Source organism: Escherichia sp. MR (assembly GCF_005280595.1).
GTDB classification, from domain to species: domain Bacteria; phylum Pseudomonadota; class Gammaproteobacteria; order Enterobacterales; family Enterobacteriaceae; genus Escherichia; species Escherichia ruysiae.
In genome coordinates, this window is record NZ_SZVK01000006.1 from 14,630 (window position 1) to 34,587 (window position 19,958).

Genomic DNA, 19,958 nt, shown 5'->3' on the forward strand with positions numbered 1-19,958 from the left:
CTTAACATTTGCCCGGTAATTAACGACGAAGTAAAAGTAAGGTGGAATAACAATGAGTGCGTCGTTGGCGATCCTGACCATCGGCATTGTACCTATGCAGGAAGTTTTACCGCTCCTGACTGAGTACATTGACGAAAATAACATTTCCCATCATAGCCTGCTGGGGAAGTTAAGCCGCGAAGAAGTGATGGCGGAGTATGCGCCAGAAGCAGGCGAAGAAACGATTCTTACATTATTAAATGACAATCAACCGGCTCACGTCTCGCGTCGTAAAGTAGAACGCGATCTGCAAAGCGTGGTTGAAGTGCTTGATAACCAGGGTTACGACGTCATTTTGTTGATGAGTACGGCAAACATTAGCAGTATGACGGCGCGTAATACAATCTTTCTGGAGCCGTTGCGTATATTGCCACCGCTGGTTTCTACCATTGTCGAAGGTCATCAGGTCGGTGTAATCGTACCGGTTGAAGAACTGTTGCACGTTCAGGCACAAAAATGGCAAATCTTGCAGAAACCGCCCTTGTTTTCCCTGGGGAACCCTATTCATGATTCTGAACAGAAAATCATTGATGCCGGGAAAGAACTACTGGAAAACGGTGCGGATGTCATCATGCTGGATTGTTTGGGATTTAATCAGCGCCATCGTGATTTACTGCAAAAACAGCTCGATGTTCCTGTTTTGCTCTCTAACGTATTGATTACAAGGCTGGCTGCAGAATTACTGATGTGATTTTGCGTGACAGCCAGCGCCTCTGGCCCCTATAGTGAAGTAGACGTTCAACTACCAGACAGGGCCAGTTTATGCTTCAAAGTAATGAGTACTTTTCCGGCAAAGTGAAATCGATCGGCTTTTCCAGCAGCAGCACTGGTCGCGCCAGCGTTGGTGTCATGGTTGAAGGCGAATACACCTTCAGCACCGCCGAACCTGAAGAGATGACGGTAATCAGCGGGGCGCTGAATGTGTTACTGCCTGACGCGACCGACTGGCAAGTGTATGAAGCCGGCTCTGTATTTAATGTTCCCGGCCACAGCGAGTTCCATCTGCAAGTTGCTGAACCGACCTCTTATTTGTGCCGCTATCTGTAATATCTCGCCTTCCCATTTAATGGGAGGGCATTTTTCTGGAATATTCTTTATTTTGGTAATAATAAACGCCAGTGGCTGCTGGTTTTTATATTTTCGATATATACATAAAATATCAAATTGATATAAACCTTAGCGAAGATTGTGAATAAAAATAATAGGTTGATAACTTGTATTACTGACTTTGACGAACCGTCTATAAATTCATTGCATCAGTTATCCGCGCGTAATTTAAAATAGTGGAAACACCGGTTATCGCCTTAAAAATCGCGAATGATTATATCAATGTCAGGTTTGACTTTTTACGCCGGATAAGACGCGTCTGGCGTCGCATCCGGCATTGAAGGCAAATCAGCAATTAACGTTGTGCTTCGCCACCCAATCCTTCGATCAGGTTTTGAATTAATGCCGCCAGTTCACCGGTCATCAGGATGAAATCGGCGTCAAAACGCTGGGCGAAATCTTCTCGGTCGATATCTTCGTTTTGATCGCGCAGTTCGTCGCAGAATTTCAGGCGTTTGAGCGAACCATCATCACACATCACAAACTGAATGCGCTGCTGCCAGTCGAGCGCCAGTTTAGTCACCACTTTTCCGGCTTCAATGTGATTGGTGATCTCTTCGCTGGTCAGATCCTGTTTCTTCGCGCGGATCACGCCGCCATCTTCCAGCAGCGATTTCAGCTCGGCTTCATCAAGCAACTGGAAGCCCTGCGCCGCGCTACCGGAGCGTACCCATTCGGTCAGCGTCAGTTCAATCGGGTTTTCCATGGTCAATGGCACAACCGGTAACGACCCCAGGCTTTTACGCAGCAGTGCCAGCGTATCTTCTGCTTTTTTGGCGCTGGCGCAGTCCACCATAATCAACCCGTTAACCGTGTCGATCCACATCATGGTCTGGCTGAAGCGGCTAAAAGCGCGCGGTAACAGAGAGTGCAGCACTTCATCTTTCAGCGAATCTTTTTCGGTTTTCTTCAGCTTACGCGCCTGTTCTGCTTCCAGTTTGGCGATTTTCGCTTCCAGCGCCTGTTTAATCACCGGAGACGGAAGGATTTTTTCTTCTTTACGCGCGCAGATAACAATTTGACCATTGGCAACGTGCGTTAATGCATCGCTGTGCGATCCCATCGGAGGAACCCAGCCCATCTTCGCCATGTCCTGGCTTCCGCATGGGGTAAATGCCATCGAGGCTAGCTGTTTTTCCATCTCTTCTGCACGCAGCGAAATTTCGCGGCTAAGACGGTAAACCATTAAATTTTTGAACCACAGCATGATAATTTCCACGGCCTTGTCGTTAAATTTAGCGGGCATGATAACGAATTGTCGGCGGCCTTGCATTGCCAATCCGGTTGTCCGTCTCTACGCTATTGATATTGAAAAAAATAAGGAGAGTACCGTGCGTATAGGTATCGATTTAGGTGGCACCAAAACTGAAGTGATTGCACTGGGCGATGCAGGAGAGCAATTGTACCGTCATCGTCTGCCCACGCCGCGTGATGATTATCGGCAGACCATTGAAACAATCGCCACGTTGGTTGATATGGCGGAGCAGGCGACGGGGCAGAGCGGAACAGTAGGCATGGGCATTCCCGGCTCGATTTCGCCCTACACCGGCGTGGTGAAAAACGCTAATTCGACCTGGCTTAATGGTCAGCCATTCGATAAAGACTTAAGCGCGCGGTTGCAGCGGGAAGTGCGCCTGGCAAATGACGCCAACTGTCTGGCGGTTTCGGAAGCGGTAGATGGCGCGGCAGCGGGAGCGCAGACGGTATTTGCCGTGATTATCGGTACGGGATGCGGCGCGGGCGTGGCGTTCAATGGGCGGGCGCATATTGGCGGCAACGGCACGGCAGGTGAGTGGGGACATAATCCGCTACCGTGGATGGACGAAGATGAACTGCGTTATCGCGAAGAAGTCCCTTGTTATTGCGGTAAAAAAGGTTGTATTGAAACCTTTATTTCGGGCACGGGATTCGCGACGGATTATCATCGGTTGAGCGGACATGCGCTGAAAGGTAGTGAAATTATCCGCCTGGTTGAAGAAAGCGATCCGGTTGCAGAGCTGGCATTGCGTCGCTATGAGCTGCGGCTGGCAAAGTCGCTGGCACACGTGGTGAATATTCTCGACCCGGATGTGATTGTGCTGGGGGGCGGGATGAGCAATGTTGACCGTTTATATCAAACGGTTCCGCAGTTGATTAAACAATTTGTCTTCGGCGGCGAATGTGAAACGCCGGTGCGCAAGGCGAAGCATGGTGATTCCAGCGGCGTACGCGGCGCCGCGTGGTTATGGCCGCAAGAGTAAAAAATTCAGGTAATTGGTACATCATGCCTGATGCGACGCTTGCCGCGCCTTACCAGGCCTACAAAATGAGCCGTCCCGGAGCCCGTAGGCCGGATAAGGCGCTCGCGCCGCATCCGGCACCGTGCTCAGATGCCTGATGCGACACTGGCGTGTCTTATCAGGCCTACGAAATGAGCAGCTCGTGGTCGGATAAGGCGTTCACGCCGCATCCGGCAATAAACAACGCGCACAGTTAGTGCAACTTACCCAGTGGTTTCGCCAGCACCGGACTGTCCGCCACTTGCTGGCGCTTATAGCGACCATACAGCAGCAACGAAGACATCGCTGCAAACGAGAGCAGGGCAGCAGGCAGCGCCACATAATTATATGCCAGCCCCAGCGTCAGCATCATACCACCGCAATATGCGCCGACGGCGCTGCCGAGGTTAAACGCTATTTGCCCGCCTGCGGCACCTAATAATTCTCCGCCTTTGGCATTTTGCAGTAACAATATTTGCAGCGGTGCCGAAAGGGCAAATAACCCTGCGCAACAAATAAAAGCAAAAATAAGCGACGTTGTTTTCATGCCGCCGAAGAAAAAAAGCATGAGCAACGCCAGCACAATAATGAAGTCAGTTACTGCTGCAATACGCAAAGGCGAGTAACGTCCTGAAATACGTCCACTTAGAATATTTCCCAGAACCATCCCCAGCCCAACTAACATCATAATAAACGTCATCGCCGTTTCCGAAAAACCGGAGATAAACATCATGTAAGGTTTTACGTAGCTGAACCAGGCAAATACACCGGCATTGCCAAACATCGTGGCGGCAAAAATTAACCACGGTGCGGGGCTACGCAAAAAGTGAAATTGTTCGCGCAGCTTTCCTTTCGCCTCGTCGCGAATATCCGGCACCCAAAAATAGACCGATGCCATCACCGCAATATTAAAAACAGCGATCAATAAAAAGGTGTAACGCCAGCTAAATTCCTGACTTAAATACGTTCCCAGCGGAATGCCCAGCAGATTGGCGACTGTCATCCCGGAAACCATCCCCGCCACGGCGGCGGTGACTTTGCCGGGTTTGATAATTTTCGATAACACGATTGCTCCGACACCAAAAAATGCACCATGCGGAAAGCCGGAAACCAGCCGACCAATGGCGAGCATCAGGTAAGACGAAGAGAGCGTGAACATGGCGTTGCCAATGACGCACAACGCCACCAGAAACAACAAGATATGTTTGAGTGAGTAGCGGCTGGAAAAGAGGGCGATGATTGGCGCACCGACCACCACCCCCAGCGCATAATACGAGATCATATGCCCGGCAGCAGGAATCGAAATTCCTACGTTATGCGCCAGCTCCGTGAGCACGCCCATAATGCCAAATTCGGCCATCCCCAAACCAAACGTGCCCAGAGCCAAAGATAAAATGACTTTTTTCATACCACCATCACAACCACCAGGACGGCTACGAATCACCGTAGCCAATAAAGTGATAGCTTGCAGGATAACGACCAGCGAGGCCAAGAGATAATTCGCCCTTCTGTATTCATTATCCTGCTGAATAGTTATTTCACCGCAAACGTGTTGTCCAGTTTGCTGTAGCCCAGTCCGTTGATCTTCTTCACTTTGATCTGCACCGGAATACGCTCTTTCATCGCTTCAACGTGGCTAATCACGCCGATAGTTTTACCACTGGCGTTCAGGGCATCCAGCGCATCAAGGGCGGTATCCAGCGTTTCGCTATCCAGCGTGCCGAAACCTTCATCGAGGAATAACGAGTCAATGCGCGTTTTATGGCTGACCAGATCCGAAAGCGCCAGCGCCAGTGCCAGACTGACGAGAAAACTCTCTCCGCCGGAAAGCGTTCGGGTATCGCGTACTGCATCTGCCTGCCAGGTATCGACAACCTCGACTTCCAGCGCCTCGCTGGCTTTACGCTGTAACAAATAGCGCCCGTGCAGGCGGGTAAGTTGCTGGTTAGCGAGATGAACTAAATTATCCAGCGTCAGCCCTTGGGCAAACTTACGGAATTTATCGCCCTCTTTGGAGCCAATCAGCGAATTGAGATAACCCCAGTCTTCAACCTGCTGTGTTGTCTGGGCAATTTGCTGCATTAAGGTTTGTTGTTGCTGACGGTTGTCTGCATCCTGCTTCAACTGCTGGCGAATTTCGCCTTGACTCGTGGTGTTTGCACGCAACTTTTGGTTAGTTTGCGCTAACTCTTGTTGAATCTGCTCCACCGTCACAGTGAGAGCTAACTCGTCAGGTCGGTGTTGCTGATGCTGTGCCAGCGTTTCTGCTGTTTGAGTGGCCAGCGTTTGCGCCTGACGACGCTGGTTTTCCAGGTTCTGCTTGAGTTGTTCCAGTTGCGTTAGTGTCTGTTCATCCATTAGCGCCGCAAGGAACGCCTGCTGATCGTCAAAGACGCTGGCCTGTAGCGCGGTGTCAAACTGTGTCTGGGCTTTTTGCAGACCTTGCGCCGCCAAAACCTCTTGTTGCTGCAAGGTTTGCCGCTGGCTTTGCAACGCGAGACATTGCTCATGAACTTGCCGCCAGTTTTCCAGCGTCACAGTAGCTTCGCTGTGTGGCAGTTCATCATTTTGCGGCAATGTGTCCAGAATCGGCGTCAGCTGTTGAATACGGTTTTGCAGCTCGGTTAATTCGTTCTGGCGCTGCTGCCAGCCCTGCGCTTCTTGCTGACGTGTCGCCAACCAGCTCTCTTCTTCATCTTCCTGTGGCAGTGCCAGCGCGTAACCCGTTAACGCCGCAGAGAGTTGCTGAAGGCGTTGTTCAATCTGTTGTTGATACTGGATAATTTGTTGATTGTGCGCGGCAATTTGCTCTTGTAATTCATGACGCTGATTGAGTAATTGCAGTTGCTTTTCATGCTCTTCCTGGGTGGCAAGCCATGGTTGAATATCGCCCTGCGGCTGCAAGGTGATACTGAGGCTGGCAGTTAGTGTATGCCATTCCTGAGTAAGTGCTTGCTCATCTTGTCGGAGGCTTTGTGCTTCGTTCTCATCCCGCTGAAGCTGCTTCGTTAAGGCGTCCAGTTGCCCACGTAGCGCCGCGCCTTCTTCACCGAGCTTTTTAACTTCATTTTCCAGCACCAGTAATCGAGACTGATTAACCCCCGGTTCCAGCGCCCGATACGCCTCGACCGCCGGGTGGCTGGTGGAACCACAAAGTGGGCAAGGCTGACCTGCCTGTAACTGCGCACGTTGAGCTTCCAGGGTTTTGATGCGTGCTTCCTGCTCGCAAATGGTTTTGACATCGGCAAGCTGTTGCGTCTTTTCTTTATAACGTTGGCGCATTTCAGTGAGCGCGGCGTTACGTTGTGTCTGTTCCTGCGTAACGCTCTGAATAGCGGCCTGTAGCTGCGACAGGCGTTTTTGCTGGGGAACAATCTGCCCATATAGTGCGATCAGGCGCTGACGCAGCGGACGTTGTTCGGCATGTTGTGCCTGCGCAGCGGCAACTTCGGCGGCGGTTAAAGTTAAAGAGATCGCCGGAAGGGCATTAAGTTTTTGCTCTGCATGGGTTAATTGCTGTTGCCATTGCCGCAGATACTTGCGATCGCTGGCCTGTTGGGCGAACTGCGCCCGCCAACCCGCCAGTTCGTTATTCCACTGCCGGAAGCGGTCGTGTTCGTGTAACCACGCATTCAGATTTTGTTGCTGCTGTTGTAATTCTGCCGACTGCTTCGCCGCGTGGTGACGAATATTTGCGCGAAGCGCCATTGTGCGCTGTAAGCGAGTATTTACTTCTTCAATCTGCTGACGAGTATGCGTTAGTGCCGCAGTGTGTTCTGCGATGCGTTCCCAGTGCGGACGAAGATTTCGTGCCGGTTGTGCCAGACTGAGCGCCGCCAGTTGAGGTTGCGCTTTTTCTTCCTCGGCTAACGCCTGTTGCAGTGCCTGCTGACGGCGGCTGGCGTCTTTTTGCAATTCATCCAGACGCGTTAACCAGTTAAGCGATTGTTGTTCTTGCTGCTGTGTGACGAGTAACTGTTTTTCTTCATCAGTGAGTACCTGCAAACTTTCTGTCAGCGATTGCACTTGTTCTGGTGCTAATAATGCGACACCGCTGGCCTGCGCTTGCAGTTTCTCCAGCTCAGTACGGGCCGATTTATGCTGTTCAAAGACCATCGCGGAGATTTGACCGTAAATTTCGGTGCCGGTTAACTCCTCCAGCAATTCCGCGCGTTCTTTCGGTTTGGCATTGAGGAAGGCAGCAAATTGTCCCTGCGAAAGCAGCATCGAACGGGTGAAACGCCCGTAATCCAGCCCGGTTAACGTCGCTGTCATTTCCAGCTTATCTTTCACTTTATCAGCGAGGATTTTGCCGTCTGCACAGCGCGCCAGCTCTACGCGCGGCACCTGCAAATTACCGTCCGGCTGGTTACGTGCCCGATTTTGGCTCCAGAACGCGCGGTACGCTTCACCTTTCACTTCAAATTCCACTTCCGCCAGACATTCGGCGGTATCGCGGGTCATCAGATCATTTTGCGATTGTGAAACGTTGGAGAGACGCGGAGTCTCGTGATACAGCGCCAGGCAGATGGCGTCGAGCAGAGTGGTTTTCCCCGCGCCAGTCGGGCCGGTAATCGCAAACAGCCCGTTGCTGGCAAACGGTTCGCGGGTGAAATCAATCTTCCATTCGCCTTTTAATGAGTTCAGGTTTTTCAGGCGCAGGCTGAGAATTTTCATGCTTCGTGTTCTCCGGCGAGGGTCTGCAATGTCGTGGCGAAAAGATGTTGCAAGCGTTGATGCTGCGATTCATCAAGTTCTTCCAGTGCCAGACGGCGATTAAAAACATCTTCGACGCTAAGTTCGCTGAGGGTTTCACGCCGTTGGCTGGCTAACACACGCTCGCGCTGTTCACGACTCCGGCGTACCAGCAATACTTCGACAGGCAGTGATTCGGTTAATGCCTGGATTTTGCGCTGAATATCATGCAGATACTCATCGGTAGTGATTTCAATATCCAGCCAGACAGGTGGCTCCTGTGGCACATCGCGCCATTGTTCAAGCTGTTCGGTAATCGACGCCAAATCGCCTTTCAGCACCGCCATCGGTTGTGTTACCGGTACGTTCAGGTTTTCCACGCTCTCTAATTTGCCGTTTGAAAAAGTTACCAGATGGACATATTTACTCTTGCCGCACTCATCAAAACTCAGTGGGATGGGGGAACCGCAATAGCGAACATGTTCCATGCCGCCAATAATTTGCGCGCGGTGAATATGTCCAAGCGCGATGTAGTCGGCTGGCGGAAAGTTTTGTGCCGGAAACGCGTCCAGCGTGCCAATATAAATGTCACGCACGGCGTCACTTTTACTGGCACCCACAGTCGTTAAATGCCCCGTTGCGATGATGGGAAGAGGTTGATTGCCGCGCAGCTTGCAGGCATCTGCATAGTGTTGTTGATAATAATCGGTGATCGCTGCCAGCAAATGTTGCTGTTTTTCCATGCCGTTAAGTCCCGCCTGGCTGGTAATAATGTCACGCGGGCGTAAAAAAGGAATGGGACACAGCACTGCGCCTGGCGTCCCGTCGCGACGAGGCAAGATTTGCGGCGCATGTCCGGCGCTGGCGACCACAGTAGTATTGAGGAACGCCATGATATCGCGCGATTCATTCAACGTGGCGACCGAGTCATGGTTTCCCGCCAGTACCACCAGATGACAGCCAGTTTGCTGTAAATTGACAACAAAACGATTGTATAACGTGCGGGCGTAACTGGGCGGCGAGCCGGTATCGAAAACATCACCGGCAACAATAATCGCATCCACCTGATGGGTTTGTGCTGTCTCCAGCAGCCAGTCAAGAAAAGCCTGGTGTTCAGCTTCGCGGCTTTTACTGTAGAAGTTCTGGCCGAGATGCCAGTCTGAGGTGTGAAGGATGCGCATAACGATTCTCTGGCGAAAAAGCATGGGCGCGATTATACCCAAACAGATGTGTCATTTGCTTTTTTCTGCGCCACGGAAATCAATAACCTGAAGATATGTGCGACGTGCTTTTCATAAATCTGTCATAAATCTGACGCATAATGGCGTCGCATTAATGATCGCAACCTATTTATTACAACAGGGCAAATCATGGCGAGACGTATTCTGGTCGTAGAAGATGAAGCTCCAATTCGCGAAATGGTCTGCTTCGTGCTCGAACAAAATGGCTTTCAGCCGGTCGAAGCGGAAGATTATGACAGTGCTGTGAATCAACTGAATGAACCCTGGCCGGATTTGATTCTCCTCGACTGGATGTTACCCGGCGGCTCGGGTATCCAGTTCATCAAACACCTTAAGCGCGAGTCGATGACCCGGGATATTCCAGTGGTGATGTTGACCGCCAGAGGGGAAGAAGAAGATCGCGTGCGTGGTCTTGAAACCGGTGCGGACGACTATATCACCAAGCCGTTTTCGCCGAAGGAGCTGGTGGCGCGAATCAAAGCGGTAATGCGCCGTATTTCGCCAATGGCGGTGGAAGAGGTGATCGAGATGCAGGGGCTAAGTCTGGATCCGACATCTCACCGGGTGATGGCGGGCGAAGAGCCGCTGGAGATGGGGCCGACAGAATTTAAATTGCTGCACTTTTTTATGACGCATCCTGAGCGCGTGTACAGCCGCGAGCAGCTATTAAACCACGTCTGGGGAACCAACGTGTATGTAGAAGACCGCACGGTCGATGTCCACATTCGTCGCCTGCGTAAAGCACTGGAACCCGGCGGGCATGACCGCATGGTGCAGACCGTGCGCGGTACAGGATATCGTTTTTCAACCCGCTTTTAACGCCTTGCTCATCGGACGCAGAGCAGGGCTTATGATTTCATAACTGGAGTATCTTACGTGCTGGAACGGCTGTCGTGGAAAAGGCTGGTGCTGGAGCTGCTACTTTGCTGCCTCCCGGCTTTCATCCTGGGTGCATTTTTTGGTTACCTGCCCTGGTTTTTGCTGGCATCGGTAACAGGACTGCTTATCTGGCATTTCTGGAATTTATTGCGCCTTTCATGGTGGCTGTGGGTTGATCGCAGTATGACGCCGCCACCGGGGCGTGGTAGCTGGGAACCGCTACTATATGGCTTACACCAGATGCAGCTGCGAAATAAAAAACGCCGCCGCGAGCTGGGCAATCTGATTAAACGCTTTCGTAGTGGCGCGGAGTCGCTGCCCGATGCGGTGGTGCTGACCACGGAAGAGGGCGGTATTTTCTGGTGTAACGGACTGGCGCAACAGATTCTTGGCCTGCGCTGGCCGGAAGATAACGGGCAGAACATCCTTAACCTGCTGCGTTACCCGGAGTTTACGCAATATCTGAAAACGCGTGATTTTTCTCGCCCGCTCAATCTGGTGCTCAACACCGGGCGGCATCTGGAAATTCGCGTCATGCCTTATACCCATAAACAGTTGCTGATGGTGGCGCGTGATGTCACGCAAATGCATCAACTGGAAGGGGCGCGGCGTAACTTTTTTGCCAACGTAAGCCATGAGTTACGCACGCCGTTGACGGTGTTACAGGGTTACCTGGAGATGATGGATGAGCAACCGCTGGAAGGCGCGGTTCGCGAAAAAGCGTTGCACACCATGCGCGAGCAGACTCAGCGGATGGAAGGGCTGGTGAAGCAGTTACTGACACTGTCGAAAATCGAAGCCGCACCGACGCAGTTGCTCAATGAAAAGGTTGATGTGCCGATGATGCTGCGCGTTGTTGAGCGCGAAGCTCAGACTCTGAGCCAGAAAAAACAGACATTTACCTTTGAAATAGATAACGACCTCAAAGTGTCTGGCAATGAAGATCAGCTACGCAGTGCGATTTCGAACCTGGTCTATAACGCTGTGAATCACACGCCAGAAGGCACGCATATCACGGTACGCTGGCAGCGAGTGCCGCACGGTGCCGAATTTAGCGTTGAAGATAACGGGCCGGGCATCGCACCGGAGCATATTCCGCGCCTGACCGAGCGTTTTTATCGTGTAGACAAAGCGCGTTCCCGACAAACAGGCGGTAGCGGACTGGGGTTAGCAATTGTTAAACATGCGGTAAATCACCACGAAAGCCGCCTGAATATTGACAGTACGGTGGGCAAAGGTACGCGTTTCAGTTTTGTTCTGCCGGAACGTTTAATTGCCAAAAACAGCAATTAATCTGCCTTTGTCATTTTTTGTTGCCATAAGCCAGCCGATGCTGGCTTTTTTTCTTTGCAGTCAAAAAATGGACGCTGAACTTTACACCGGCTGGTGATTTTTTGTTCGCATGATAAGCCATATCTTTTTCACGGAAATAGTGTTTTATACTGGTTGGTGATTTCTTATCGTTATATCCCTCTGGTTTTTAGATCCCTTCTTGCTTTAAAACGTTATAAGCGTTTAAATTGCGCTTCAGGTGCTGTCATACTGACTGCATTCACGCGGTAAATCGAAAAACTATTCTTCGCCGCGCCTGGTTGGGAGTATTTCCCGCTAAAATTGTTTAAATATACCGCTGTATCATCCCCAGGGATTGGCACAAAAATTTAACGTTACAACACCACATCCACAGGCAGTATGATTTATGACCCATCAATTAAGATCGCGCGATATCATCGCTCTGGGCTTTATGACATTTGCGTTGTTCGTCGGCGCAGGTAACATTATTTTCCCTCCAATGGTCGGCTTGCAGGCAGGCGAACACGTCTGGACTGCGGCATTCGGCTTCCTCATTACTGCCGTTGGTCTGCCGGTATTAACGGTAGTGGCGCTGGCGAAAGTTGGTGGCGGTGTTGACAGCCTGAGCACGCCAATCGGTAAAGTCGCTGGCGTACTGCTGGCAACGGTTTGCTACCTGGCTGTGGGGCCGCTGTTCGCCACGCCGCGTACAGCCACCGTCTCCTTTGAAGTGGGGATTGCGCCGCTGACGGGTGACTCCGCGCTGCCGCTGTTTATCTACAGCCTGGTCTATTTCGCTATCGTTATTCTGGTTTCGCTCTATCCGGGCAAGCTGCTGGATACCGTGGGCAACTTCCTTGCGCCGCTGAAAATTATCGCGCTGGTCATCCTGTCTGTCGCCGCGATTGTCTGGCCTGCGGGTTCTATCAGCACGGCGACTGAGGCTTATCAAAACGCTGCGTTTTCTAACGGCTTCGTCAACGGCTATCTGACAATGGATACGCTGGGCGCAATGGTGTTTGGTATCGTTATTGTTAACGCGGCGCGTTCTCGTGGCGTTACCGAAGCGCGTCTGCTGACCCGTTATACCGTCTGGGCTGGCCTGATGGCGGGTGTCGGTCTGACTCTGCTTTACCTGGCGCTGTTCCGTCTGGGGTCAGATAGTGCGTCGCTGGTTGATCAGTCAGCAAACGGTGCGGCTATTCTGCACGCTTATGTTCAACACACCTTTGGCGGCGGCGGTAGCTTCCTGCTGGCGGCGTTAATCTTCATCGCTTGCCTGGTAACGGCAGTTGGCCTGACCTGTGCTTGTGCAGAATTTTTCGCCCAGTACGTACCGCTCTCTTACCGTACGCTGGTGTTTATCCTCGGCGGCTTCTCGATGGTGGTGTCTAACCTTGGTTTGAGTCAGTTGATTCAGATCTCTGTGCCGGTGCTGACCGCCATTTATCCGCCGTGTATCGCACTGGTTGTATTAAGTTTTACACGCTCATGGTGGCATAATTCGTCCCGCGTGATTGCTCCGCCGATGTTTATCAGCCTGCTTTTTGGTATTCTCGACGGGATCAAAGCATCTGCATTCAGCGATATCTTACCGTCCTGGGCGCAGCGTTTACCGCTGGCCGAACAAGGTCTGGCGTGGTTAATGCCAACAGTGGTGATGGTGGTTCTGGCCATTATCTGGGATCGCGCGGCAGGTCGTCAGGTGACCTCCAGCGCCCACTAAATCACTGATAATTTGTTTTAACCACGGGGCTGCGATGCCCCGTGGTTTTTTTATTGTGTTGATGGGTTAGGAATTGATGGAAAGTAAGAACAAGCTAAAGCGTGGGCTAAGTACCCGACACATACGCTTTATGGCACTGGGGTCAGCAATCGGCACCGGGCTGTTTTACGGTTCGGCAGACGCCATCAAAATGGCCGGTCCGAGCGTGTTGTTGGCCTATATTATTGGTGGTGTCGCGGCATATATCATTATGCGTGCGCTGGGGGAAATGTCGGTACATAACCCGGCTGCCAGCTCTTTCTCGCGTTATGCGCAGGAAAACCTGGGGCCGCTGGCAGGTTATATCACCGGCTGGACCTACTGCTTTGAAATCCTTATTGTCGCCATTGCCGATGTGACCGCTTTCGGTATCTATATGGGCGTCTGGTTCCCGACAGTACCACACTGGATTTGGGTGCTGAGTGTGGTGTTAATCATTTGCGCCATCAACCTGATGAGCGTGAAAGTGTTCGGCGAGCTGGAGTTCTGGTTCTCGTTCTTTAAAGTTGCCACCATTATCATCATGATTGTCGCCGGTTTCGGTATCATCATCTGGGGGATTGGCAACGGCGGGCAACCGACGGGTATTCATAACCTGTGGAGCAACGGTGGCTTCTTCAGTAACGGCTGGCTTGGCATGGTGATGTCGTTACAAATGGTGATGTTTGCCTATGGTGGGATTGAAATTATCGGGATTACCGCCGGGGAAGCGAAAGAGCCAGAGAAATCCATTCCTCGCGCGATTAACTCAGTGCCGATGCGTATTCTGGTGTTCTATGTCGGTACGCTGTTCGTCATTATGTCTATTTACCCTTGGAATCAGGTTGGCACTGCCGGTAGCCCGTTCGTGCTGACGTTCCAGCATATGGGGATTACCTTTGCCGCCAGCATTCTTAACTTTGTTGTGCTGACCGCTTCGCTGTCGGCAATTAACAGTGACGTGTTTGGCGTAGGTCGTATGCTGCACGGCATGGCAGAGCAGGGCAGCGCACCGAAAATCTTCAGTAAAACCTCGCGTCGCGGTATTCCGTGGGTAACTGTGCTGGTGATGACCACTGCGCTACTGTTTGCGGTGTATCTGAACTACATCATGCCGGAAAACGTCTTCCTGGTGATCGCTTCGCTGGCAACTTTTGCCACGGTGTGGGTGTGGATTATGATTTTGTTGTCGCAGATTGCCTTCCGTCGCCGCCTACCGCCGGAAGAAGTTAAGGCGCTGAAATTCAAAGTGCCTGGCGGGGTGGCAACGACTATCGCGGGGCTGATTTTCCTGGTCTTTATCATCGGACTGATCGGTTATCACCCTGAAACGCGAATCTCTCTGTACGTTGGTTTCGCGTGGATTGTTCTGCTGTTGATTGGCTGGATGTTTAAACGCCGCCATGACCGCCAGTTGGCTGAAAACCACTAATTCCCACGTTTGTAAGCCGGTTCAGGGTAGAGCCTGAACCGGTTATTCCGAAAGTTATCCGCCCCCGACCTCCTCCCCCAAATATCCTTCAGACGATGAGTGATCCTGCAGTAGGCTATGGCAATGTGATCAGATTTTCATCACAGGGGAATTATAATGTTGAATACATGGCACCTGCCGGTGCCCCCATTTGTTAAGCAAAGCAAAGATCAACTGCTTATTACACTGTGGTTGACGGGTGAAGAACCGCCGCAGCGCATTATGCTGCGCACGGAAAACGATAACGAAGAAACGTCAGTACCGATGTACAAACTGCGCAGTCAGCCACAGCCGGGCGTAACGGCATGGCGGGCGGCTGTCGATCTCTCCACCGGACAACCTCGGCGGCGCTATAGCTTCAAATTGCTGTGGCACGATCGCCAGCGATGGTTTTCGCCGCAAGGTCTTAGCCAAATACCGCCAGCGCGGCTGGAACAGTTTGCTGTTGATGTACCAGATATTGGGCCACAATGGGTCGCAGACCAGATTTTTTATCAGATCTTCCCGGATCGTTTTGCCCGTAGCTTGCCACGCGAAGCCGGGCAGGATCATGTCTATTACCATCACGCAGCTGGACAAGAGATCATATTGCGTGACTGGAATGAGCCGGTTACGGCGCAGGCGGGCGGATCAACGTTCTATGGCGGAGATCTGGACGGTATCAGCGAAAAACTGCCGTATCTGAAAAAACTCGGCGTGACGGCGCTGTATCTCAATCCGGTGTTCAAAGCTCCCAGCGTGCATAAATACGATACCGAAGATTATCGCCACGTTGACCCGCAGTTTGGCGGCGACGGGGCATTGCTGCGCTTACGCCACAATACACAGCAACAGGGAATGCGGCTGGTTCTGGACGGTGTGTTTAACCACAGTGGTGATTCCCATGCCTGGTTTGACAGGCACAATCGCGGGACGGGTGGTGCTTGTCACAACCCCGAATCGCCCTGGCGTGACTGGTACTCGTTTAGCGATGATGGCACGGCGCTCGACTGGCTGGGCTATGCCAGCCTGCCGAAGCTGGATTATCAATCGGAAAGTCTGGTGAATGAAATTTATCGCGGCGAAGACAGCATTGTCCGCCACTGGCTGAAAGCACCGTGGAATATGGACGGTTGGCGGCTGGATGTGGTGCATATGCTGGGGGAAGCGGGCGGCGCGCGTAATAATTTGCAGCACGTCGCCGGGATCACCGAAGCGGCGAAAGAAACCCTGCCGGAAGCCTATATTGTTGGCGAGCATTTTGGCGATGCACGACAATGGCTACAGGCAGATGTGGAAGATGCTGCCATGAACTATCGCGGCTTCACATTCCCGTTGTGGGGATTTCTCGCCAATACCGACATCTCTTACGATCCGCAGCAGATTGATGCCCAAACCTGTATGGCCTGGATGGATAATTACCGCGCCGGCCTTTCTCATCAACAGCAATTGCGTATGTTTAATCAGCTCGATAGCCACGATACTGCGCGATTTAAAACCTTGCTCGGTCGGGATGTTGCGCGCCTGCCGCTGGCGGTGGTCTGGCTGCTCACCTGGCCTGGCGTGCCCTGTATTTATTACGGTGATGAAGTGGGGTTGGATGGCAATAACGATCCATTTTGCCGTAAGCCATTCCCGTGGCAGCCGGAAAAACAAGATGCTGAGCTATTTTCGCTGTACCAGCGAATGATTGCGCTGCGTAAGAAGAGTCAGGCACTGCGTCGCGGTGGCTGTCAGGTGCTGTACGCGGAAGATAACGTGGTGGTGTTTGTGCGCGTGCTAAATCAGCAGCATGTGCTGGTGGCGATCAACCGTGGCGACGCCTGTGAAGTAGTGCTGCCCGCATCGCCGTTGCTTAATGTCGCGCAATGGCAACGTAAAGAAGGTCACGGGCAACTGGCGGATGGCATTTTGACATTGCCTGCGATATCGGCGACGGTGTGGATGAATTAACGTCTTATAACGCCTTGCGCGACGCCTGCGCCATCATCCGGGGATAAAACTGCCAGAAGCGGGTTTCAAGGGCATCGTAATGGGCGTCTAAATCGTACCAGGAGTCACGCAGGGCATCCAGGCGTGGGCGACGGCTAGCCATACCGTTTAACACGCTCTGGATGAAATCCATATCGCGATAGCGCACCAGCCACTGCTCTGACCATAAGTAGTTGTTCAGATTGATAAAGCGTGGCGGTGAGTCCGGCAGAATAGTGATCACTTGTTCGCGGGCATAACAGACAAATTCCTCTAGCGGAAAATTGGGTGACAGCTGCGACCAGTGGCGGGAAAGAAAATGATCCCACATGACATCCAGCGTGATAGGCGCAACCCGGCGGGTTTTACTACGAAACCACTCCCGCGCTTCGCGGACTTCCGGCAGGTTGTCGGTTAATACGTCGATTCGCCGATGCATATGAATACCAGCCACGACGTCGGGTGGATAAATTTCATCGGGGTTTCCGCGAACGAAATCTGCCAGTAAATTGCCGGAAAGCGAGCTTTCCGCCAGGTGAGCTAAATGCAGGTGAGCTAAAAAATTCATCGATTATATTCTATCCAAAGGGGGGTAAAGGTTGCAGGGAGAGCGCCCCGGCACTAGACTACCCGCCTCTTATTTTAGTCTGAGTCAGTGTCATGCGCGTTACCGATTTCTCCTTTGAATTGCCCGAATCCCTGATTGCCCACTATCCCATGCCTGAACGCAGTAGCTGTCGTTTACTGTCGCTGGACGGGCCAACGGGCGCGCTGACGCACGGTACTTTCACCGATTTACTCGATAAGCTCAACCCCGGCGATCTTCTGGTTTTTAACAATACCCGCGTGATCCCGGCACGCCTGTTTGGGCGTAAAGCCAGCGGCGGCAAGATTGAAGTGCTGGTTGAGCGGATGCTCGACGACAAACGCATTCTTGCGCATATTCGCGCCTCGAAAGCACCAAAGCCGGGCGCTGAACTGCTGCTGGGCGATGACGAAAGCATTAAAGCAACAATGACCGCTCGCCACGGCGCGCTGTTTGAAGTCGAATTTAATGATGACCGTTCGGTGCTGGATATTCTCAACAGCATCGGTCATATGCCGTTGCCGCCGTACATCGACCGTCCGGACGAAGATGCCGACCGCGAACTTTATCAAACGGTTTATAGCGAAAAACCGGGCGCGGTAGCCGCGCCGACCGCCGGACTGCATTTTGACGAACCTTTGCTTGAAAAATTGCGTGCCAAAGGCGTGGAGATGGCATTTGTGACCTTGCACGTTGGCGCGGGTACTTTCCAGCCGGTGCGCGTCGACACTATTGAAGATCACATCATGCACTCGGAATACGCTGAAGTGCCGCAGGAGGTGGTTGATGCGGTGCTGGCAGCGAAAGCGCGCGGAAATCGGGTGATTGCGGTTGGCACAACCTCTGTACGCTCTCTGGAGAGCGCAGCGCAGGCGGCGAAAAACGATCTCATCGAACCGTTCTTTGACGATACCCAAATCTTTATCTATCCGGGCTTCCAGTACAAAGTGGTCGATGCGCTGGTGACTAACTTCCACCTGCCAGAGTCGACGCTGATTATGCTGGTTTCAGCATTTGCCGGTTATCAACACACGATGAACGCCTATAAAGCGGCGGTAGAAGAGAAATATCGCTTTTTTAGTTACGGTGATGCGATGTTTATCACGTACAATCCGCAGGCAATTAATGAGCGCGTCGGGGAGTAATTCTGCGGCGCTGGTTTAAACGTTGGACTGTTTTTCTGACGTAGTGGAGAAAAAATGAAATTTGAACTGGATACCACCGACGGTCGCGCACGCCGTGGTCGCCTGGTTTTCGATCGTGGCGTAGTGGAAACGCCTTGTTTTATGCCTGTTGGCACCTACGGCACTGTAAAAGGGATGACGCCGGAAGAAGTTGAAGCGACCGGCGCACAGATTATCCTTGGTAACACCTTTCACCTGTGGTTGCGCCCAGGTCAGGAAATCATGAAGCTGCATGGCGATCTGCACGATTTCATGCAATGGAAAGGCCCAATCCTCACCGATTCCGGTGGTTTCCAGGTCTTCAGCCTTGGCGATATCCGTAAAATCACCGAACAGGGCGTACACTTCCGTAACCCGATCAACGGCGATCCGATTTTCCTCGATCCTGAAAAATCGATGGAGATTCAGTACGATCTTGGTTCAGATATCGTCATGATTTTTGACGAGTGTACGCCGTATCCTGCTGACTGGGATTACGCAAAACGTTCGATGGAGATGTCTCTGCGTTGGGCGAAGCGTAGCCGTGAGCGTTTTGACAGTCTCGGAAACAAAAATGCGCTGTTTGGTATCATTCAGGGCAGCGTTTACGAAGATTTACGTGATATTTCTGTTAAAGGTCTGGTAGATATCGGTTTTGATGGCTACGCTGTCGGCGGTCTGGCTGTGGGTGAGCCGAAAGCAGATATGCACCGTATTCTGGAGCATGTATGCCCGCAAATTCCGGCAGACAAACCGCGTTACCTGATGGGCGTGGGTAAACCGGAAGATCTGGTTGAAGGCGTGCGTCGCGGTATCGATATGTTTGACTGCGTAATGCCAACACGTAATGCGCGTAACGGTCATCTGTTCGTGACCGATGGCGTGGTGAAAATCCGCAATGCGAAGTATAAGAGCGACACAGGGCCGCTCGATCCTGAGTGTGATTGCTACACCTGTCGCAATTATTCACGTGCCTACTTGCATCATCTCGACCGTTGCAACGAAATATTAGGCGCGCGACTCAACACCATTCATAACCTTCGTTACTACCAGCGTTTGATGGCGGGTTTACGCAAGGCTATTGAAGAGGGTAAATTAGAGAGCTTCGTAGCTGATTTTTACCAGCGTCAGGGGCGAGAAGTACCACCTTTGAACGTTGATTAATATTAATAATGAGGGAAATTTAATGAGCTTTTTTATTTCTGATGCGGTAGCGGCAACGGGTGCTCCGGCACAAGGTAGCCCGATGTCTTTGATTTTGATGCTGGTGGTATTCGGTCTGATTTTCTATTTCATGATCCTGCGCCCACAGCAGAAGCGCACCAAAGAACACAAAAAGCTGATGGACTCCATTGCTAAAGGTGATGAAGTTCTGACGAACGGTGGCCTGGTTGGTCGCGTAACCAAAGTAGCGGAAAACGGCTACATTGCTATCGCGCTGAATGACACCACTGAAGTAGTTATTAAACGTGACTTCGTAGCTGCCGTTCTGCCGAAAGGCACCATGAAGGCGCTGTAATTCAAATTTTTCC

General features: G+C 51.9%; 16 protein-coding genes. 11 read left to right on the forward strand and 5 right to left on the reverse strand.

All coding sequences use genetic code 11. The features are described 5' to 3' along the window. Window positions 1–52: 52 nt before the first annotated feature. Together FC814_RS04135 and ppnP are read left to right on the forward strand one after the other, a co-directional pair. The gene (locus FC814_RS04135) at window positions 53–730 is read left to right on the forward strand and encodes an AroM family protein (protein ID WP_001276432.1); all 678 of its coding nucleotides are present in this window, start codon (window positions 53–55) and stop codon (window positions 728–730) included. A 71-nt stretch (window positions 731–801) separates the two neighbouring features. Further along, window positions 802–1,086 (forward strand): pyrimidine/purine nucleoside phosphorylase, encoded by a 285-nt coding sequence (ppnP, locus tag FC814_RS04140; protein WP_000941942.1) that lies wholly within the window; start codon window positions 802–804, stop codon window positions 1,084–1,086. A 355-nt stretch (window positions 1,087–1,441) separates the two neighbouring features. Here the strand turns inward: ppnP and rdgC are convergent, their stop codons facing one another. Next, window positions 1,442–2,353 (reverse strand): recombination-associated protein RdgC, encoded by a 912-nt coding sequence (rdgC, locus tag FC814_RS04145; RefSeq protein WP_024165072.1) that lies wholly within the window; start codon window positions 2,351–2,353, stop codon window positions 1,442–1,444. A 124-nt stretch (window positions 2,354–2,477) separates the two neighbouring features. Between rdgC and mak the strand changes: the two genes are divergently transcribed. Next, the gene (gene mak, locus FC814_RS04150; RefSeq protein ID WP_205713600.1) at window positions 2,478–3,386 is read left to right on the forward strand and encodes a fructokinase; all 909 of its coding nucleotides are present in this window, start codon (window positions 2,478–2,480) and stop codon (window positions 3,384–3,386) included. Between the two features lie 232 nt (window positions 3,387–3,618). Here the strand turns inward: mak and araJ are convergent, their stop codons facing one another. From araJ to sbcD, 3 genes are all read right to left on the reverse strand, one after another. Next, window positions 3,619–4,812 (reverse strand): MFS transporter AraJ, encoded by a 1,194-nt coding sequence (gene araJ / locus FC814_RS04155; RefSeq protein ID WP_032224900.1) that lies wholly within the window; start codon window positions 4,810–4,812, stop codon window positions 3,619–3,621. A gap of 125 nt (window positions 4,813–4,937) precedes the next feature. Next, complete coding sequence (sbcC, locus tag FC814_RS04160) at window positions 4,938–8,081, reverse strand: exonuclease subunit SbcC (RefSeq protein WP_137325561.1); 3,144 nt, start codon at window positions 8,079–8,081, stop codon at window positions 4,938–4,940. Next, complete coding sequence (gene sbcD, locus FC814_RS04165; RefSeq protein ID WP_001221336.1) at window positions 8,078–9,280, reverse strand: exonuclease subunit SbcD; 1,203 nt, start codon at window positions 9,278–9,280, stop codon at window positions 8,078–8,080. The genes sbcC and sbcD overlap by 4 nt, the downstream gene beginning before the upstream one ends. A 189-nt stretch (window positions 9,281–9,469) precedes the next feature. On the opposite strand from sbcD, the gene phoB reads away from it, so the two are divergent. The 5 genes from phoB to malZ all read left to right on the forward strand — a co-directional run bounded on the left by phoB (window position 9,470) and on the right by malZ (window position 16,659). Then, complete coding sequence (gene phoB / locus FC814_RS04170; protein WP_000113933.1) at window positions 9,470–10,159, forward strand: phosphate response regulator transcription factor PhoB; 690 nt, start codon at window positions 9,470–9,472, stop codon at window positions 10,157–10,159. 57 nt (window positions 10,160–10,216) lie between these two features. Further along, window positions 10,217–11,512, forward strand: coding sequence for a phosphate regulon sensor histidine kinase PhoR (phoR, locus tag FC814_RS04175; RefSeq protein WP_000893608.1), 1,296 nt, complete (start codon window positions 10,217–10,219; stop codon window positions 11,510–11,512). Between the two features lie 406 nt (window positions 11,513–11,918). Continuing rightward, window positions 11,919–13,238, forward strand: coding sequence for a branched-chain amino acid transporter carrier protein BrnQ (gene brnQ / locus FC814_RS04180; RefSeq protein ID WP_000149639.1), 1,320 nt, complete (start codon window positions 11,919–11,921; stop codon window positions 13,236–13,238). A gap of 76 nt (window positions 13,239–13,314) precedes the next feature. Next, window positions 13,315–14,688 (forward strand): proline-specific permease ProY, encoded by a 1,374-nt coding sequence (gene proY / locus FC814_RS04185; protein WP_010344685.1) that lies wholly within the window; start codon window positions 13,315–13,317, stop codon window positions 14,686–14,688. A gap of 153 nt (window positions 14,689–14,841) precedes the next feature. Further along, window positions 14,842–16,659 carry a maltodextrin glucosidase gene (gene malZ, locus FC814_RS04190; protein WP_170967943.1) on the forward strand — a complete coding sequence of 606 codons (1,818 nt, stop codon included), beginning with the start codon at window positions 14,842–14,844 and terminating at the stop codon, window positions 16,657–16,659. Window positions 16,660–16,663: 4 nt separating this feature from the next. Here the strand turns inward: malZ and acpH are convergent, their stop codons facing one another. After that, on the reverse strand, window positions 16,664–17,245 hold the full coding sequence (gene acpH, locus FC814_RS04195; protein WP_137325562.1) for an ACP phosphodiesterase: 582 nt from the start codon (window positions 17,243–17,245) through the stop codon (window positions 16,664–16,666). 92 nt (window positions 17,246–17,337) lie between these two features. Here acpH and queA point away from each other — a divergent pair, with 92 nt between their 5' ends. Genes queA through yajC form a run of 3 tightly spaced genes read left to right on the forward strand, consistent with a single transcriptional unit; the run spans window position 17,338 to window position 19,945 of the window. Next, on the forward strand, window positions 17,338–18,408 hold the full coding sequence (gene queA, locus FC814_RS04200) for a tRNA preQ1(34) S-adenosylmethionine ribosyltransferase-isomerase QueA (RefSeq protein WP_016159202.1): 1,071 nt from the start codon (window positions 17,338–17,340) through the stop codon (window positions 18,406–18,408). A gap of 54 nt (window positions 18,409–18,462) precedes the next feature. Then, window positions 18,463–19,590: a tRNA guanosine(34) transglycosylase Tgt gene (tgt, locus tag FC814_RS04205; protein WP_000667317.1), complete on the forward strand. Its 1,128-nt coding sequence runs from the start codon at window positions 18,463–18,465 to the stop codon at window positions 19,588–19,590. 22 nt (window positions 19,591–19,612) lie between these two features. Then, window positions 19,613–19,945 carry a preprotein translocase subunit YajC gene (yajC, locus tag FC814_RS04210; protein WP_000007629.1) on the forward strand — a complete coding sequence of 111 codons (333 nt, stop codon included), beginning with the start codon at window positions 19,613–19,615 and terminating at the stop codon, window positions 19,943–19,945. The last annotated feature ends 13 nt before the right edge of the window (window positions 19,946–19,958 follow it).

Coding starts and splice junctions, on each gene's coding strand:
- FC814_RS04135 (WP_001276432.1), top strand. CDS start 53: ATGAGTGCGTCGTTGGCGATCCTGACCATCGGCATTGTACCTATGCAG.
- ppnP (WP_000941942.1), top strand. CDS start 802: ATGCTTCAAAGTAATGAGTACTTTTCCGGCAAAGTGAAATCGATCGGC.
- rdgC (WP_024165072.1), bottom strand. CDS start 2,353: ATGCTGTGGTTCAAAAATTTAATGGTTTACCGTCTTAGCCGCGAAATT.
- araJ (WP_032224900.1), bottom strand. CDS start 4,812: ATGAAAAAAGTCATTTTATCTTTGGCTCTGGGCACGTTTGGTTTGGGG.
- sbcC (WP_137325561.1), bottom strand. CDS start 8,081: ATGAAAATTCTCAGCCTGCGCCTGAAAAACCTGAACTCATTAAAAGGC.
- sbcD (WP_001221336.1), bottom strand. CDS start 9,280: ATGCGCATCCTTCACACCTCAGACTGGCATCTCGGCCAGAACTTCTAC.
- phoB (WP_000113933.1), top strand. CDS start 9,470: ATGGCGAGACGTATTCTGGTCGTAGAAGATGAAGCTCCAATTCGCGAA.
- brnQ (WP_000149639.1), top strand. CDS start 11,919: ATGACCCATCAATTAAGATCGCGCGATATCATCGCTCTGGGCTTTATG.
- proY (WP_010344685.1), top strand. CDS start 13,315: ATGGAAAGTAAGAACAAGCTAAAGCGTGGGCTAAGTACCCGACACATA.
- acpH (WP_137325562.1), bottom strand. CDS start 17,245: ATGAATTTTTTAGCTCACCTGCATTTAGCTCACCTGGCGGAAAGCTCG.
- queA (WP_016159202.1), top strand. CDS start 17,338: ATGCGCGTTACCGATTTCTCCTTTGAATTGCCCGAATCCCTGATTGCC.
- tgt (WP_000667317.1), top strand. CDS start 18,463: ATGAAATTTGAACTGGATACCACCGACGGTCGCGCACGCCGTGGTCGC.
- yajC (WP_000007629.1), top strand. CDS start 19,613: ATGAGCTTTTTTATTTCTGATGCGGTAGCGGCAACGGGTGCTCCGGCA.